The sequence below is a fragment of the Microbispora sp. NPDC046973 genome (genome assembly GCF_040644495.1).
GTDB lineage: Bacteria > Actinomycetota > Actinomycetes > Streptosporangiales > Streptosporangiaceae > Microbispora.
The window spans coordinates 287,247-303,736 of sequence record NZ_JBEYWQ010000008.1 but is presented as its reverse complement, the minus strand read 5'-3'; the positions used below and the strand labels follow the sequence as shown (position 1 = coordinate 303,736).

Annotated in this window: 14 protein-coding genes and 1 rRNA gene; all 15 read left to right on the top strand. The window is 71.1% G+C overall.

The features are described 5' to 3' along the window. Positions 1 to 123: 123 nt before the first annotated feature. The 15 genes from rrf to ABZ860_RS18415 all read left to right on the top strand — a co-directional run bounded on the left by rrf (position 124) and on the right by ABZ860_RS18415 (position 16,473). Positions 124 to 240 (top strand): 5S ribosomal RNA (gene rrf, locus ABZ860_RS18485). A 446-nt stretch (positions 241 to 686) separates the two neighbouring features. Beyond that, positions 687 to 1,970, top strand: coding sequence for a folylpolyglutamate synthase/dihydrofolate synthase family protein (locus ABZ860_RS18480; protein ID WP_357221478.1), 1,284 nt, complete (start codon positions 687 to 689; stop codon positions 1,968 to 1,970). Next, positions 1,967 to 2,317, top strand: a complete 351-nt coding sequence (locus tag ABZ860_RS18475) for a DUF4233 domain-containing protein (RefSeq protein WP_357221439.1) — start codon at positions 1,967 to 1,969, stop codon at positions 2,315 to 2,317. Before ABZ860_RS18480 ends, ABZ860_RS18475 begins: the two co-directional genes overlap by 4 nt. Positions 2,318 to 2,328: 11 nt before the next feature. Further along, positions 2,329 to 3,858: a hypothetical protein gene (locus ABZ860_RS18470; protein WP_357221436.1), complete on the top strand. Its 1,530-nt coding sequence runs from the start codon at positions 2,329 to 2,331 to the stop codon at positions 3,856 to 3,858. 233 nt (positions 3,859 to 4,091) lie between these two features. Further along, positions 4,092 to 4,502, top strand: coding sequence for a nucleoside-diphosphate kinase (gene ndk / locus ABZ860_RS18465; protein ID WP_169984812.1), 411 nt, complete (start codon positions 4,092 to 4,094; stop codon positions 4,500 to 4,502). A 219-nt stretch (positions 4,503 to 4,721) separates the two neighbouring features. Then, entirely contained in the window at positions 4,722 to 5,753 is a 1,032-nt protein-coding gene (locus ABZ860_RS18460; protein WP_076434349.1) for a rod shape-determining protein, read from the top strand. Positions 5,754 to 5,761: 8 nt separating this feature from the next. Next, on the top strand, positions 5,762 to 7,027 hold the full coding sequence (locus ABZ860_RS18455; protein ID WP_357221431.1) for a rod shape-determining protein MreC: 1,266 nt from the start codon (positions 5,762 to 5,764) through the stop codon (positions 7,025 to 7,027). 3 nt (positions 7,028 to 7,030) lie between these two features. After that, entirely contained in the window at positions 7,031 to 7,549 is a 519-nt protein-coding gene (mreD, locus tag ABZ860_RS18450; RefSeq protein ID WP_357221429.1) for a rod shape-determining protein MreD, read from the top strand. Next, positions 7,546 to 9,600 (top strand): penicillin-binding protein 2, encoded by a 2,055-nt coding sequence (mrdA, locus tag ABZ860_RS18445; RefSeq protein ID WP_357221426.1) that lies wholly within the window; start codon positions 7,546 to 7,548, stop codon positions 9,598 to 9,600. The genes mreD and mrdA overlap by 4 nt, the downstream gene beginning before the upstream one ends. 12 nt (positions 9,601 to 9,612) lie before the next feature. Then, entirely contained in the window at positions 9,613 to 10,785 is a 1,173-nt protein-coding gene (gene rodA / locus ABZ860_RS18440) for a rod shape-determining protein RodA (protein ID WP_357221423.1), read from the top strand. 129 nt (positions 10,786 to 10,914) lie between these two features. After that, on the top strand, positions 10,915 to 11,163 hold the full coding sequence (locus ABZ860_RS18435) for a hypothetical protein (protein ID WP_079320046.1): 249 nt from the start codon (positions 10,915 to 10,917) through the stop codon (positions 11,161 to 11,163). Between the two features lie 54 nt (positions 11,164 to 11,217). Further along, entirely contained in the window at positions 11,218 to 12,690 is a 1,473-nt protein-coding gene (locus tag ABZ860_RS18430; RefSeq protein ID WP_357221420.1) for a hypothetical protein, read from the top strand. Between the two features lie 103 nt (positions 12,691 to 12,793). Beyond that, entirely contained in the window at positions 12,794 to 13,675 is an 882-nt protein-coding gene (locus ABZ860_RS18425) for an aminoglycoside phosphotransferase family protein (protein ID WP_357221417.1), read from the top strand. A gap of 49 nt (positions 13,676 to 13,724) precedes the next feature. Next, positions 13,725 to 15,647, top strand: coding sequence for a TIGR03960 family B12-binding radical SAM protein (locus tag ABZ860_RS18420; protein ID WP_357221414.1), 1,923 nt, complete (start codon positions 13,725 to 13,727; stop codon positions 15,645 to 15,647). 94 nt (positions 15,648 to 15,741) lie between these two features. Further along, the gene (locus tag ABZ860_RS18415; protein WP_357221411.1) at positions 15,742 to 16,473 is read left to right on the top strand and encodes a TIGR03936 family radical SAM-associated protein; all 732 of its coding nucleotides are present in this window, start codon (positions 15,742 to 15,744) and stop codon (positions 16,471 to 16,473) included. Positions 16,474 to 16,490: the final 17 nt, after the last annotated feature.

Below are 16,490 nucleotides of genomic sequence, written 5' to 3'. Positions count from 1 at the left end.
GCAGTAATGTGTGGAGCTGACCGGTACTAATAGGCCGAGGACTTGACCATATTATGCTCGCGTTCACTATGTGATCTCAGAGACAGCAACCAGTGAGTTTGTTGGTTGTGTGTTTCATGGGGTTACGGCGGTTATAGCGGCAGGGAAACACCCGGTTACATTCCGAACCCGGAAGTTAAGCCTGTCAGCGCCGATGGTACTGCACCGGGGACGGTGTGGGAGAGTAGGACGCCGCCGGACAATCTTTGTTGGGAGGGCCACCCCGTTTGGGGTGGCCTTTCCGCGTTTCCGGGGGGTTTTCCCGGAAGGTTTTCCCGGGTGTGTTGTTGGTGGGGTGGTGCCCCGGTTGTGGTTGGCCGGGGCTTTCGCATGTCCAGGGGCCGTTTCTCATAGGGATAGCCCCGCCGGCTCTCCACACACGTAAGACGGGCCACCGCGTGGACCCACGTCCCAAGGGCGGCCACCGCCCACCACACCATGCATGGTCTTGCCGTGTCCGTGACGCCTCCCACGATGCACGCGTCGCAACCCCACCGGACCAACACACACCACGCGAGACCCCCGCTGCCCGTGCTCGTACCACCCGATGCTCGCGGCGCCCGCACCGCGTACCACCTCGTGAAGGGGCGACCGCGAGTTCCCGTACGCTGAGGGTCGTGGAATATCGAGCCGTCGAGCAAGCGATCATGGCACGGGGAGTGGAGTGGGATTTCAGCCCCACTCTTGACCGGATCACCGCGCTGATGGAGATCCTCGGCGACCCCCAGAACTCGTACAAGGTCGTTCACATCGCGGGCACCAACGGGAAGACGAGCACCGCGCGCATGGTGGAGGCCCTGCTGCGCGAGCGCAACCTGCGGGTGGGCCGCTACACGAGCCCTCATCTGCAGTCGATGCGTGAGCGCATCTCGGTCGACGGCGAGCCCCTGTCGGAGGAGCGGTTCGCCGAGGTGTACCAGGACGTGGCCCCCTACCTCGAGATGATCGACGCCAGGGTCGGCAAGCTGAGCTTCTTCGAGGTGCTGACGGCGATGGCGTTCGCCGCGTTCGCGGACGCTCCCGTGGACGTCGCCGTGATCGAGACCGGTATGGGCGGCACCTGGGACGCGACGAACGTGGCCGATGGGACGGTCGCCGTCATCACGCCCATCTCGCTCGATCACACGGACTACCTCGGTCCGGACGTCGCGACGATCGCCGGTGAGAAGGCCGGCATCATCAAGCCGAAGGCGACGGCCGTGCTGGCGCAGCAGGCGCTGCCCGCCGCCGAGGTGCTGATGCGGCGGGCGGCCGAGGTCGGTGCGGTGGTCGCCCGCGAGGGGCTGGAGTTCGGGGTGCTGCATCGCGAGCTCGCCATGGGCGGTCAGATGCTCCAGCTCAGGGGCTTGAAGGGCGTGTACGAGGACGTCTTCCTGCCGTTGTACGGCGCGCACCAAGCGGGCAACGCCGCGGGCGCCCTGGCCGCCGTGGAGGCGCTGACGGCCGGCGACGACCCGCTGGGCGAGGAGGTCGTACGGCAGGCCTTCGCCCAGGTGAGCAGCCCCGGGCGACTGGAGATCGTGCGCCGGGGCCCGACCGTCCTCATCGACGCGGCGCACAATCCCGCGGGCATGGAGGCGACGGTCGAGGCCCTGACCGAGGCGTTCGGGTTCACCCGGCTCGTGGCCGTGGTGGCCGTGATGGCGGACAAGGACGTGGACACGATCCTGGACCTCCTGGAACCGGTGGCCGAGGAGATCGTGGTCACCCGCAACTCCTCTCCTCGCTCGCTGAGCCCGGACGACCTCGCGGCCCGGGCGGAGGCCGTGTTCGGCCAGGATCGCGTCCACATCGAGGATCGGCTCGACGACGCCATCGACAGGGGCGTCGCGCTGGCCGACCAGGGCGACGAGCTCGGCTCCGGTGTCATCATCACCGGTTCGGTCGTGACCGCGGGCGACGCGCGCATCCTCCTCAAGGCCGCCAAGTGAGCAGCGTCGTGTTCGAGGTGACCCCCGGCATGCGCCGGCTCTGCGCGACCGTCCTCGGGATGCAGGCGATCGTCGTCGCGCTCATCAGCCCGGTCGCGATCACCATCAACCATGTGTCCACGCCGCTCGCGCTGACCGTCGGACTCGGGCTGGCCGTCCTGTGCGTGGCCGTCGCCGGCATGCTGAAGCGCCCGTACGCGTACATTGCGGGCACCGTGCTTGAAATCCTGACAATCGCTACAGGATTCCTGGTCCCGGTCATGTTCTTCCTCGGGGTGATCTTCGCTGCCCTGTGGATAACGGCCATCTTCGTCGCTCGCCGTGTCGAAGGGACGACGAAGCGCTAAAGTCGGCAACCATGGCCGTCCCTCCCGTACCGCAGGCTCGGACCGCCGTGCCGGTCCGAGCCGTGCGCGTCCCTCTGCTGGTCGACGTCGTCATCGGGCTGCTCACCATGGTGGCCCTTCCTCTCGCGCTCGTCGCCATCCCGAACACGATCTCCGTCGTGGCGGCGCTGCTGCCGCCGGGCGTGTCGCAGGTCGACATGATCCGCGCGCACGGCCTGGCGCTGCCCGCCATGCTGGTGACCGTGCCGCTCGCCGCGGTCGCGGTGCGCAGGTTCCGCGCGGCGCCGATCCTCGTGGCGGGGCTCACGCTGCTCGCGCTCGCCGACGTCGCCGGGGGGTACACCGACACCGTCGCGCTCGTCGGCGTGCTGCGCGTGCTCCACGGGATCGGCGCGGGCATGCTCGTGCCAGCCACTCTGGTGGCGGTCGCCGAGCGTCCCCGGCACAGGGTGCTGCTGCCGATCTGGGCGGGCGCGCTCGCCGCCTCGCTGCTGTCGGCTCAGGCCCTCGCCCTGTGGGCCATCCGCGACGTGTCCTCCTGGCAGGTCACCCTTCAGCCGTACCCGCTGCTCACCGGGGTGGCGCTGGCCCTCGCCGCGGCATACCTGGTGCTCTGGATGATCGCCGGCGACGGCGGGGTGCGGACCGAGGGGGAGATCCTGCCCGCGGGCCGGCCGACGTCGGCGGAGCGCGGGCGGCTCGCGCTGGCGATCGTGCCCGCAGCGGCGATCGCGGTGCTGGGCGTCGGGATCACCTTCGACTGGCCGCCGCACCTGGTCGTCGTCGCCGCGGCGGTCGTGGTGGTGGCGATGCTGGCCCTCGCGGTGCTCGGCACGTTCGAGGGGCCCGGTGGCCGTACGCTCGCCTTCGTCAACGTCGCGGTGGGGCTGGTGGTGCTGCCGACCGCCGCGCAGATGACCTACATCGAGCTCGGCGGTCCGCTGGGCGGTCCCGGGCTCAAGGGCCTGTGGGTGCCGTTCCTGGTGGCCGCGGTGACCGCGCTCGTGGCCGCCGTCCTCGCGGGCCGGGCACCCGAGGCGTTCGCGGCCCGGATGACGGTCCTCGGTCTCGCGGCCGTCGTCGTGGGACTGGCGGCGATCAGGCTGCTGGTCCCGGCGCCGTCGGGCACGCCGCTGGTGGTGCCGTTCGTCCTGCTGGCCGCGGGGTCGGCGGTGGCGCTGGTCGGCGCGTTCCGCACGGCGGGCCTCGGATCGGCGATGCTGGGGCTGTCGCTGTGCTTCCCGGCCGTGCTCGCGGGCTTCCTGCTCGGCACCGGCATCCAGGTGAACCGGCTGCGCGACGCCGCCGCGACCGCGCGGGGCGACGGGAACGCCCTGGTCGACGGGTTCATCGACGCGCTCCACATCTGGGCGCTGGTCGGTGGTTTCGTCGTGGTCGGAGTGATCGTGCTCTCCTCCGTCCTGGCCCGGCGGGCCGCCGCGGCGTCGGCGGGCACAGAGGTTGTGATCCCCGCGCCGACCCCTTCACCTGAGGAGGAGGACGGCATCCCCAGGGACGCCGGCGCCGGCCCCGCACATTGACCCCGCGCACAGTGACCCCGCCGCGCGCTCCGAACGCTTGACCCGCCGCTGCAGATCCGAGGCGGCAGACCCGCCGCCACCGGACTCGTCCGATCGGAGCGGCGTTCCCGGACCGGTAAGCTGCCGTTGCGTCGGAGCTCCCAGCCGGAGCTCCCCAGGCGCTTTGACGGGTGGGCCCGCGATCCGCTGGGTCACCGTGTACGGCGAGTCAAACGACCTTAGGAGAAGAGACCGTGTCCGAGCGTACGCTTGTCCTCATCAAGCCCGACGGAGTCCGTCGCGGCCTCGTCGGGGACGTCATCGGCCGCATCGAGCGCAAGGGCCTCAAGATCGTGGCGATGGACCTGCGCACGCTCGACGCCGAGACGGCCAAGGCCCACTACGCCGAGCACTCCGAGCGTCCGTTCTTCGGCGAGCTGGTGGAGTTCATCACCGGCGGCCCGCTGGTCGCGATGGTGCTCGAGGGCCCCCGGGCCGTCGAGGCGTTCCGCGCCCTGGCCGGCCTGACCGACCCGGTGAAGTCCGCGCCCGGCACCATCCGCGGCGACCACGCGCTGGAGATCGGCGAGAACGTCGTCCACGGCTCCGATTCGCCGGAGTCCGCCGCCCGGGAAATCAAGATTTTCTTTCCGGACCGTTTCTAGTCCTTGCCACACGAGAGGCCCCGGTTTAAACCGGGGCCTCTCGTGTTTTTCCAGGTGGTGACCGAGCTTAGGCCGGGGGACACCGGTTTTTCCGGGGGCTTGAGAGCTCGATGTGCCCAGTGATGAGCACATGCCGTTACGATTCGAATGCGATGCGTCATCCCGCACTCCCGCTGAACCCGGTAACCGCTAACCACCTGAAGGAAGGCTTCCTTCCGCATGGGCAGCAAGCTGACATTCCTGGGCCGTGACATGGCTGTCGACCTTGGCACGGCGAACACTCTCGTCTACGTCCGAGGGCGCGGCATCGTCCTGAACGAGCCGTCCGTCGTCGCCATCAACGTCACGACAGGAAAGATCGTGGCAGTTGGGATAGAAGCGAAGCGGATGATCGGGCGGACGCCCGGAAACATCGTCGCGATCCGTCCCCTGAGGGACGGTGTCATCGCGGATTTCGATGTTACCGAGCGAATGCTGCGGTACTTCATCCAGAAAATCCACAAACGGCGGCACTTCGTACGCCCGCGCATCATCGTGGCCGTGCCGAGTGGCATCACCGCGGTGGAGCAACGCGCCGTGAAGGAAGCGGGCTACCAGGCCGGGGCCCGCCGTGTGTACATCATCGAGGAACCGATGGCGGCCGCGATCGGCGCCGGCCTGCCGGTCCACGAGCCGACCGGGAACATGGTCGTCGACATCGGCGGCGGCACCACCGAGGTGGCCATCATCTCGATGGGCGGCATCGTGACCAGCCAGTCGATCCGTGTCGGGGGCGATGAGCTCGACCAGGCGGTCATCGCCTTCGCCAAGAAGGAGTACTCGCTGATGCTGGGCGAGCGCACGGCGGAGGAGGTCAAGATCGCCGTCGGGTCCGCCTGTGTCACCGGCGAGGACTTCCACGCCGAGGTGCGCGGCCGTGACCTGGTCAGCGGCCTGCCGAAGACGGTCGTCATCAGCGCAGAGGAGATCCGCCGGTCGATCGCCGAGCCGGTCAACGCGATCGTCGACGCGGTGAAGTCGACGCTGGACAAGTGCCCGCCGGAGCTGTCCGGCGACCTCATGGACCGGGGGATCGCCGTGACCGGTGGCGGTGCCCTGCTGCGCGGCATGGTCGACCGGTTGCGCGAGGAGACCGGCATGCCGGTCCACCTGGCCGAGAACGCGCTCGACTCGGTCGCGCTCGGCTCCGGGCGGTGCGTGGAGGACTTTGAAGCCCTCCAGCAGGTGCTCGTGCCGGAGCCCCGCAACTAAGGAGCGTCATGAGAGACACCCGCCGCGCCCGTCTCATGCTCGGACTCCTCCTCGCTGTGGCGCTGATCCTCATCACTGTGGATCACCGGGCCGGGAACAACCACGTCCTCGGCCCGGTGCGCGACTTCGCGGGCGCCGTGTTCGGGAAGGTCGAGCGCGTCGGCGCCGCCGTCACCCGGCCGATCACCGGATTCGTCGGCATGCTGCGCGACGCGCCCTCCGCCCGGCGCGCCATCGCCGACCTGCGCAAGGAGAACGCGCGGCTGCGGGACGAGGTGTCGGCGCAGCAGCTCGACAAGGCGCGGGCCGAGAAGCTGGACCGCATGCTCGGGCTGGCGGGGCTCGGCCGCTACCGCGTCGTGTCGGCCCAGGTCGTCGCGCGGCGTACGGTGGCAGGATTCGAGGACACGGTCGAGATCGACGCCGGCACCGGCGACGGGATCCGGCCCGACATGACGGTGCTCAGCGATGCCGGGATGGTCGGCCGCGTCGTCCAGACAGGCCCGGCCGGCTCGACAGTGGCTCTGCTGACCGACCCGGCCCTGTCGGCCGGGGCCAGGCTGGAGGGCGGCAACGAGCTCGGCGTCGTGAGCGGCCTCGGCGAGGCGGGCGGCGGCGGCAACCTCATCAAGTTCCGCCTGCTCGACTCCACCGTGCCGATCGGCGTGGGCCGCCGGATCGTCTCGTTCGGTTCCCAGCAGAGCAAGCCGTACGTGCCGGGGGTGCCGATCGGCGTGGTCGAGCGGGTGGACAACACGCCCGGCGAGGTGACCAGGACGGCCTACGCGCGGCCCTTCACCGACTTCTCCGCGCTGGACGTCGTCGGCGTGGTGGTCGCGGCGCCCAAGCGCGATCCGCGCGACGCGGTGCTGCCGCCGAAGCCGCCGCCGCCGAAGCCACCGCGCGAGGACCAGCGGCGCGGCGACGACGGCCGCGGGCAGGGGCGCGCCTCACTGGAGGCCGAGTGGGGGCTCGGCGACCGGGGTGACCGGGGTGACCGGGGCGACCGGGGCCGCGGCGCGGGCGACGAGTCGCGGGCCACGACCGACCAGCAGGCGCGTGAGGGCCGGCCCGAGGCCGCGCGCGAGCGGCGCGGCCGGCACGGCACGCAGGCCGTGGACGGGGAGCGGTACGCCCAGGAGCAGCACGCGCAAGAGCAGCACGTCCAGGAGCCGCCCGCCGCCCGTGAACGGCCCGCGGCCGACGAGCCCCGCCACGCGCCTCGCCGGCACGACGGCGCCGCGGCGGACGACGGCCGCGGTGAGAGGAACTGACCGATGGCCCGCAACCTCCTCGCCGCGCTGCTGCTCTTCGTCGCTCTGGTGCTCCAGGTCAGCGTGGTCAACCGGCTGCTGTTCTCCTGGGCGCCCGACCTGGTGCTGCTGACGGTCGCCGCGCTCGCGACCAGGCGCGGGGCCGTGCCGGGCGCGGTGATCGGCTTCTGCGGAGGGCTCGCCTACGACCTGCTGCCTCCCTCCAACCACACGCTGGGCCAGTACGCGCTGGTGCTGTGCGCGCTCGGCTACGCGGCCGGGCGGGTGGGAGAGCGCCTGCCGCTGCTCGCGGTGGCGGCGTGCGCCGTGGTCGCGCCCGGCATGCTGGCGGGGCTGGGCGCGCTGATCGGCGCTCCGGGGGTCACCTGGCCGGTGCTGGCCACGGCGTGGCCCCGGGCCGCGATCTGCAATCTCGTGGCCGCTCCGCTGGTGCTCCGGGCGGTCAAGATCACGCACGGCGGCCACCGCAGACGCGCCGGCGGTGGCGAGCTCGTGCCGAGCTGGAGACGGGGGACGGCATGACACGTTTGCGCGGACGCCTGCTCGTCCTGCAGGTGCTGGTCATCGCGATGATCGTGGTGCTCGTCGTCCGGCTGTGGCAGGTGCAGGTGGTGCAGGGGTCGCGGTTCGTCACGGTCGCGACGGAGACCCGCACCCGCGAGGTGCGGGTGCCCGCCCTGCGGGGGGCGATCCTCGACTCCTCCGGCCGCCCGCTCGTGCGCAACCGTACGACGCTGGTGGTCTCCGTTGACCGCGGCCGGCTGGAGCGGATGCCGGACGGCGGCGACGCGGTCCTGCGCCGGCTGTCCGCCGTGCTGAAGGTGCCGATGTCGAAGCTGAAGCAGGAGATCCGGGCGTGCGGCCCCGGCGTCAGCCGTCCGTGCTGGCCCGGCTCGCCGTACACGCCGATCCCGGTCGCCGACAACGTCAATCCGCGGTCGGCCCTGCAGATCCTGGAACGCCAGGAGGACTTCCCCGGCGTCACGGCCGACATCCAGGCGATCCGCGACTATCCCAACGGCAAGGACGCCGCGCAGCTCCTCGGCTACCTGCAGCCGGTGACGCAGAGCGAGCTGGAAAAGCGCGAGGGTCTCAAGGCCAACTACTCGGGCGTCGACCTCACCGGCCGCGACGGGCTGGAGCGGACCTACGACTCCGCCCTGCGCGGCACGCCCGGCCTGCGCAACGTCCAGGTCGACCGGATGGGCAAGGTCATCTCGGTCAACCAGCAGTCCGACCCGGCGCCCGGCGACATCCTGGTGACCAGCATCGACGCCAACGTGCAGCGCGTCGTCGAGAAGTCGCTCGACCAGGCCATGCGGGAGGTGCCGAACTCGGACGGCGCCGCCGGCGTGGTGCTCGACGTGAAGACCGGGCGCGTGATCGCGATGGCCAGCCGGCCGACGTACGACCCCAAGGTCTGGACGGGCGGCATCTCGGAGAAGGACTACCGGCGGCTGCTGTCGGACAAGTCGGGCAAGCCGCTGGTGTCGCGGGCGATCGCCGGCGAGTACGCGCCGGGTTCGACCTTCAAGATCAGCTCGGTCTCGGCGATGGTCGCCGACGGCGAGCCCCTGCACGGCACCTACCAGTGCCCGAGTTCCTACAACGTCGAGGGCCGCTCGTATCCGAACGCCGGCGGCATGAGCCTGGGCGCGATCTCGCTGCACGAGGCGCTGGTCAAGTCGTGCGACACCGTGTTCTACAAGGCCGGGTACGAGGAGTGGCTGCGCGACGGCGGCAAGACGCCCAAGGCCAAGGTCAAGGAGCCGATGCCGAACATGGCCAAGGCCTACGGCTTCGGCAAGCGCACCGGCATCGACCTGCCCGGCGAGTCCGCGGGCCGCATCCCGACCCGCTCGTGGAAGCTCGACCTGTACAACTCCACCAAGTCGGAGATGTGCAAGCGGGCCAAGATCGGCTACCCGGAGATGAAGGACCAGAGCCGGGCCTCGTTCGCCAAGAGGCTGGCCAACGAGAACTGCCTGGAGGGCATGATCTTCCACGCCTACGAGGCGGTCAACCTCTCGATCGGCCAGGGCGACGTCCTGGTCACCCCTCTCCAGCTCGCGCGGGCGTACGCGGCGCTGCTGGGCGACGGCAACGTGCGCAGCCCGCGTGTCGGCTGGGCGCTGATGCGTCCCGACGGCACCCTTAAGCAGGAGATCCCGGTCCCGGTCGTGGGGCACCTGCCGGTCAACGACGAGACCCGCACCTACATCCGCAAGGCGCTCAGCGAGGTGCCCTCGGACGGCACCGCCGCGGGCGCGTTCCGCGGGTTCCCGATGAACATCGTCAAGATCGGCGGCAAGACCGGTACGGCAGAGGTCTACGGCAAGGAGGACACGTCATGGTTCGCGTCCTTCGCGCCCGCGGACAATCCGCGGCTGGTCACCGTGGTCATGGTGGCGCAGGGTGGCTTCGGCGCCTCGACCGCCGCGCCCGCGGTGCGGCGCATCTGGGAGGGGATCTTCGGCCTCGGCAAGGGGGACGACGGCAAGCCGCTCAAGCCGGCGCTTCCGGACGGCAAACCGGTGACGCGGCTGCCGGCCATCAGCCGCGAAACGCAGTGAGGCGGACCTGCCATGACTGAAGCCATCGGGGTACGGCGGAGGTCGTTCGCGAGCCGGGTCGTCGGCCGGGGATCGGTCGTCTGGCGGATGGACTGGCTGCTGTTCGGCGCGGTGGTCGCGCTCAGCGCGATCGGCACACTGCTGGTGTGGTCGGCCACCCGCACGTGGTCGTCGATCGAGCCGACGGGCATGGCCAAGAAGCACGTGCTCAACCTGCTCATCGGCCTGGCGCTCTACAGCGCGGTCGCGGTGAGCGACTACCGCTGGCTGCGCACGTACGCGCCGGTCCTGTACGGCATCGCCGTCATCGGGCTGATCCTGGTCATCAGCCCGATGGGATCGACGATCAACGGCCACCACTCATGGATCCTCCTGGGCGGGGGCTTCGCCCTGCAGCCGGCCGAGTTCATGAAGCCGGCGCTGGTGGTGATGCTGGCGCGGCTGCTGGCCCCGACGTCGGAGAAGGGGAAGACCAAGGACCGGCCGAGGGCCGCCGGAGTCGCGCTGTCCCTCGCGGTGGTGGGCGCGGCGGCGGCGCTGGTCATGCTGCAGCCCGACCTCGGCACCACGATGGTGCTGCTGGCGACGACCGGCGCGATCATCGTGTTCGCCGGCATTCGCAAGCGCTGGGTGGTGGCCGGGGCGCTGCTCGCGGGCCTCGCGGCGATGGCGGTGTGGTCGCTGGGGCTGCTCAAGCCCTACCAGGTGGCGCGGTTCACCGCGCTCATCGACCCGTCGAGCGACCCGCGCGGCGTGGGCTACAACAGCACGCAGGCGCTGGTGGCGATCGGGTCGGGCGAGGTGTTCGGCAAGGGCCTGTTCCACGGCGGCCAGACCACGGGACGCTTCGTGCCCGAGCAGCACACCGACTTCATCTTCACCGTCGCGGGCGAGGAGCTCGGCTTCATCGGGTCGGTCACCGTGGTGGCCCTGCTCGGCGTGGTGCTGCTGCGCGGCGCGCGGATCGCCCGGATGTGCGGCGACCGGTTCAGCGCGCTCGTCTCCGGCGGCATCGTCGCGTGGCTGGCCTTCCAGACGCTCGTCAACGTCGGCATGACCATCGGCATCATGCCGATCACCGGCGTGCCGCTGCCGTTCGTCTCCTACGGCGGCACGGCGACGTTCGCGAACATGACGGCGGTGGCCATCCTGCAGGCGATCCATCTCCGATCGCGGCCCGTGTGACCTGTGCCGCCCGCATGAGAGCCGTCCGCAGGGTGGCGGACCCCCGCTCTCACTGGTGCGCGCTCCACTCCGCGAACATCATGGGAACAGAACAGGTTCGGGGGTTGAACGAACCATTACGGAGGAACCGTGACTCCGGACGACGAGGTGCGGGAGCGCGAGCGCGCCCTTGACCTGCTGCGCAGGGCCTTCCCCGACTACCGGATCGTGTACGGCGGCGGACGATGGGCCGCCGCGGCCGCGGGTGACCCGCCGACGGTGTGGTTCGCCGAGACGCCGGCCAGCCTGTGCGGGCAGCTCTTCACGGCCCAGTTGCGCCGCGGCGGGACGGTCGTTCCTCTCCGGCTGGAGGAGAGCGACTCGCAGTGCGCGAGGTGACCGGTTCGTGACATGCAGGGCGTTAGCGTGCGGGTGTCACCACTGGGAGAGCCGATGACGACACCCTCACGCGGCGGGGACCGGTCCGCCATCCAGATCGCCGGCGGCATCCGCGAGCGCACCCTCGCCGCTCTCGGGGAGCCGCCGACGACCCCCGTCTTCCACCAGATCGCCGACGAGATCCACCTCTGCTGCCCGCAGCTGACCCGCTTCAAGTGCCTGCGGCTGGCGTACGGGTGGACGGTCGAGGAGGCGATCGAGCGCTTCCACGCGATGTGCGACCGCGAGCAGATCAAGCGCAGGGGACTGAGCGAGCGGTCCTGGCGGGAGTGGGAGGCCGGGGCCCGGCCCGACCGTGACTACACCGACCTGCTGTGCCGCCTGTTCGAGACGGGCCCGGTGCAGCTCGGGTTCGCCCGGGACTACACGCCCCCGGAGATGCGCCGCCCCGAGGCGTGGCGGCGCCCTGCCGCGCCCGACCTGATCAGCGCCGCCGCCCAGGAGGCGAGCGAGCACGCCGAGCGGGTCGAGACCAGCGAGGTCGGCGACAGCACGCTGGAACGGCTGCGCACGCAGGTGATCTGGCTGTCCCGGCGGTACGTCTGGGAGGCGCCGCTGCCGCTGTTCGTGGAGATGCGGGCGTTGCAGGAGCAGACCCGCCGGGCGCTGGAACGGCGCGTCCACCCCGCCCAGGCCGGTGAGCTGTACTTCCTGGCGGGGGCGCTGTGCGGGCTGATGGCCAACGCGAGCATGGACATGGGCCGCCGGGTGCCCGCCGACACCCTCGCCCGCGCGGCGTGGACGTACGGCAGGATCGCCGGCCACCGGTCGCTCATGGGCTGGGCGCGCGGCATGCAGGCGTCGGTCGCGCTGTGGGACCGGCGGTACGAGGACGCCGCGGGCTACGCCGAGGACGGCCTCACGCAGCTGCCCCGGGGCCAGGGCGGCGCGCGGCTGCACATGCTGCGCGCGCGGGCGGGCGCGATGCTCGGCTGGACCCGCGAGGCCGAGGACGACCTGCTCAAGGCGGCGGACGCCCGGGAGTCGGGCAGCGGGGACGAGCTGCACGACGGGTTCGCCGGGGAGTTCGCCTTCCGGCCCGCCAAGCACGCGTACTACACCGCGGTCACGCACCTGCACCTCGGTCAGCCCGCCCAGGCGATCGAGCAGGCCCGCACCGCGCTCGGCCTGTACGAGCGGGAGGACCGGCACAACAGGTCGTACGGCTGCGAGGCGATGGCCGGGGCCCACCTCGCGGTCGCGCACTTGATGGAGGACGACCCCGGCGGGGCCGAGCAGGCCCTGACCCCGTTGCTGGCCCTGCCGCCCGAGCGCAGGATCGACAGCCTGGCCGAGACGCTCCAGTCCACCCGGGCGATGGTGCGCGGCGCGCTCGCCGAGCGGCTGGAGTCGTTCTGCGCGACCGGCCTGCCGCAGTCGGCCGCCCGGGCGCTGCCCGAGGCGCTGTCCGAGGCCCCGTCCGAGGCCCCGCCCGCGGTGCGGCGCGGCGAGGGGGACCTGCGATGAACGAGCCAAGCGAGCGGATCAACGGACACGGCGCGTACCGCGAGGTGGCGACCTGCGCCCCTCCGGCACGACCGGACTCCGAGCCGCTGGGCGAGGAGGCGGCATGAGCGTCTCCACCGTCGCCGGCACCCCGCCCGCGCTCGCCGAGGCGTGCCGCCAGGCGGGGCTCAGCGCCGACGGCGCCCGGTTGCTGCGCAGTTTCGCCAACACCGTGTACCACCTGCCGGGCGAGGGGGTCGTCGTCCGCCTCGCGGAGACCGGCACCCCCGGCAAGTACGACCGCCTGGTCACCTCGCTCAAGGTCACCCGCTGGCTGCACGAGCAGGGCTTCCCCGTCACGCTGCCGCTCGACGTGCGCCAGCCGCTGGCCGTCGAGGGCTGCCTGGCGACCTTCTGGCACTACGAGGACGGCGCGGACGACGGCGACCCGGTCCCGCTCGGCCTGCTGCTGCGATGGCTGCACTCCCTGCCGCCGGCCCCGTTCGCGCTGCCGACCTACGATCCCTTCGGACGCGTGCGGCGGGCCGTACGGGCCAGTCTCGTGCTGGACGGCGAGGAGCGGGAGTGGCTGCTTGGCCGGTGCGCGGAGCTGGAGGAGGCGTACTACGAGCGGGTCGAGTTCGCCCTGCCGTACGGGCTGATCCACGGGGACGCGCACCGGGGCAACCTGATCCGCACCGCGGACCGGATCCTGCTGTGCGACTGGGACTCGGCCAGCGCCGGGCCGCGCGAGATCGACCTGGTGCCCACCCTGCAGGGCGCCAGGTTCGGGTTGTCGGACGCGCAGCGCGACGGGTTCGCCCAGGCGTACGGGTGCGATGTCAGGGACTGGCCGGGCTATCCGGTGCTGCGCGACATCAGGGAGCTGCAGACGCTGACGGCCGTGCTGCGCATCGGTCACCGGGACGAGGCGGCGCACGCCGAACTGCGCCACCGCCTGGCCTCGCTGCGCGCGGGCGACGACCGGATCTGGCACCCCTTCTGAGGACGGAAGATCCGCAGGGGCCACTCCCCGGAGCCGATACCCTGGATGCATGTCTGTCGAGTCGTTGTTTCCCCGCCTGGAGCCGCTGCTGCCCAAGGTGCAGAAGCCGATCCAGTACGTCGGGGGCGAGTTGAACTCGACGGTCAAGGACTGGGACGAGGCGACCGTCCGGTGGGCCCTGATGTACCCGGACGCCTACGAGGTCGGCCTGCCCAACCAGGGGGTGCAGATCCTCTACGAGATCCTCAACGAGCTGCCCGAGACGCTGGCGGAGCGCACCTACGCGGTGTGGCCCGACCTCGAGGCGCTCATGCGGTCCGAGGGCGTCCCGCAGTTCACCGTGGACGGGCACCGGCCGGTTCGCGCGTTCGACGTCCTCGGGGTGTCGTTCGCCACCGAACTCGGCTACACGAACCTCCTCACCGCGCTCGATCTGGCGGGGATCCCGCTGGAGGCGGCGGACCGCACCGACGAGGACCCGATCGTGCTGGCAGGCGGTCACGCCGCGTTCAACCCGGAGCCGATCGCCGACTTCCTCGACGCCGCCGTCCTCGGCGACGGCGAGCAGATCGCCATCGCGATCTCCGAGGTGCTGCGCGAATGGAAGGCCGAGGGCTCGCCCGGCGGCCGCGACGAGCTGCTGCTGCGCCTCGCCTCCACCGGCGGGGTGTACGTCCCGAAGTTCTATGACGTCGAGTACCACCCGGACGGCCGCATCATGCGGGTCGTCCCCAACCGCGACGGCGTGCCGACGCGCGTTTTCAAGCACACGGTCATGGACCTCGACGAGTGGCCGTACCCGAAGAAGCCGCTGGTCCCGCTCGCCGAGACCGTGCACGAGCGGTTCAGCGTCGAGATCTTCCGGGGCTGCACCCGGGGCTGCCGCTTCTGCCAGGCGGGGATGATCACCCGTCCGGTGCGGGAGCGGTCGATCACCACGATCGGCGACATGGTCGAGGCGGGGATCAAGGAGTCCGGCTTCAGCGAGGTCGGGCTGCTGTCGCTGTCCAGCGCGGACCACTCCGAGATCGCCGACGTGACCAGGGGTCTCGCCGACCGCTACGAGGGCAGCCAGGTCGGCCTGTCCCTGCCGTCCACCCGGGTCGACGCGTTCAACATCGACCTGGCGAACGAGTTGTCCAGGAACGGCCGCCGTTCCGGTCTCACGTTCGCGCCGGAGGGCGGGTCCGAGCGGATGCGCAAGGTGATCAACAAGATGGTCACCGAGGAGGACCTGATCCGCACGGTCACCACCGCCTACTCCAACGGCTGGCGGCAGGTGAAGCTCTACTTCATGTGCGGTCTCCCGACCGAGGAGGACGAGGACGTCCTCGGCATCGCCGACCTGGCCAAGAAGGTCATCAAGGCCGGCCGCGAGGCGACGGGCTCGCGCGACATCCGCTGCACGGTCTCCATCGGCGGGTTCGTGCCCAAGCCGCACACCCCGTTCCAGTGGGCCGCCCAGTGCGACCACGAGACGGTGGACCGCCGGCTGCGCGCGCTGCGCGACGCCCTGCGCTCCGACAAGGAGTACGGCAGGGCCATCGGCTACCGCTACCACGACGGCAAGCCGTCGATCGTGGAGGGGTTGCTGTCGCGGGGCGACCGCCGGGTGGGCAGGGTCATCCGGGCCGTCTGGGAGGACGGCGGCCGGTTCGACGGCTGGAGCGAGCACTTCTCGTTCGAGCGGTGGATGGCCGCGGCCGAGCGCGCCCTCGCCGACGAGCCGGTCGACGTGGACTGGTACACGACGCGCGAGCGGGACGAGCACGAGGTGCTTCCCTGGGACCACCTCGACGCCGGCCTCGACCGCGAGTGGCTGTGGCAGGACTGGCAGGACGCGCTCAACACGGTCGAGGTCGAGGACTGCCGCTGGACGCCCTGCTACGACTGCGGTGTCTGCCCCACGATGGGGACGGAGATCCAGATCGGCCCGACGGGCAGGAAACTGCTGCCACTCACCGTGATTTGACGCTCACGGCCTATCCTGAAAGACGATCGACCGACAGCGGAAGGACGACGGAACTCTGAAACCCGTTCCCGACGGGCCCGCGCCCGAACCCACCGTGCAGCGCCTTCGCGTGCGCTACGCCAAGCGGGGCCGCCTGCGCTTCACCAGCCACCGCGACATCTCCCGCGCCGTCGAAAGGGCGGTGCGGCGGGCCGGTATCCCGGTGGCCTACAGCGCCGGCTTCAGCCCCCACCCGAAGATCTCCTACGCCGGCGCCGCCCCCACCGGAGTGGCGAGCGAGGCCGAGTACCTCGAGATCGGGGTGAACCGGCCGTGCGACCCGCGGCGGGTCCGCGACGACCTCGACGCCTCGCTGCCGCCGGGGCTGGACGTGCTCGACGTGGTGGAGGCGCGGGACGGGAACCTGGCCGACCGGCTGGAGGGCTCGACGTGGGAGCTCCGGCTCCCCGGGGCCGATCCGGGCGAGGCCGAGCGGGCGGTGAAGGAGTTCCTCGCGGCCGACCTGGTGGAGGTCGAGCGCCTGACCAAGAAGGGAATGCGGCGGTTCGACGCACGCCAGGCGGTGCGTTCGCTGGCCGTCGTGGAGGGGCCGGGAATTACGGCAGGTCAGGAGACCGTTCAACCGTGTGTCATACTTCGTATGGTTGTTCGGCACGAAACACCTGCCGTCCGGCCCGATGACGTGCTCATGGGTTTGCGTCTCGTGGCAGGCTTCGCGCCGCCGTCACCCGCAGCGGTGACCAGGCTGGCGCAGGGGCCGCTCGACGCGATGACCGGTGAGCCCGCCGACCCGTTCGCCTTCGACCGGGCAGGCGGAGACCTATAAGACTTGCCGCCGAGGCG

What these genes read in the sequence shown, in the direction of transcription:
- ABZ860_RS18480 (WP_357221478.1), top strand. Translation starts at nt 687, where the DNA reads ATGGCACGGGGAGTGGAGTGGGATTTCAGCCCCACTCTTGACCGGATC.
- ABZ860_RS18470 (WP_357221436.1), top strand. Translation starts at nt 2,329, where the DNA reads ATGGCCGTCCCTCCCGTACCGCAGGCTCGGACCGCCGTGCCGGTCCGA.
- ABZ860_RS18460 (WP_076434349.1), top strand. Translation starts at nt 4,722, where the DNA reads ATGGGCAGCAAGCTGACATTCCTGGGCCGTGACATGGCTGTCGACCTT.
- ABZ860_RS18455 (WP_357221431.1), top strand. Translation starts at nt 5,762, where the DNA reads ATGAGAGACACCCGCCGCGCCCGTCTCATGCTCGGACTCCTCCTCGCT.
- mreD (WP_357221429.1), top strand. Translation starts at nt 7,031, where the DNA reads ATGGCCCGCAACCTCCTCGCCGCGCTGCTGCTCTTCGTCGCTCTGGTG.
- mrdA (WP_357221426.1), top strand. Translation starts at nt 7,546, where the DNA reads ATGACACGTTTGCGCGGACGCCTGCTCGTCCTGCAGGTGCTGGTCATC.
- rodA (WP_357221423.1), top strand. Translation starts at nt 9,613, where the DNA reads ATGACTGAAGCCATCGGGGTACGGCGGAGGTCGTTCGCGAGCCGGGTC.
- ABZ860_RS18430 (WP_357221420.1), top strand. Translation starts at nt 11,218, where the DNA reads ATGACGACACCCTCACGCGGCGGGGACCGGTCCGCCATCCAGATCGCC.
- ABZ860_RS18425 (WP_357221417.1), top strand. Translation starts at nt 12,794, where the DNA reads ATGAGCGTCTCCACCGTCGCCGGCACCCCGCCCGCGCTCGCCGAGGCG.
- ABZ860_RS18420 (WP_357221414.1), top strand. Translation starts at nt 13,725, where the DNA reads ATGTCTGTCGAGTCGTTGTTTCCCCGCCTGGAGCCGCTGCTGCCCAAG.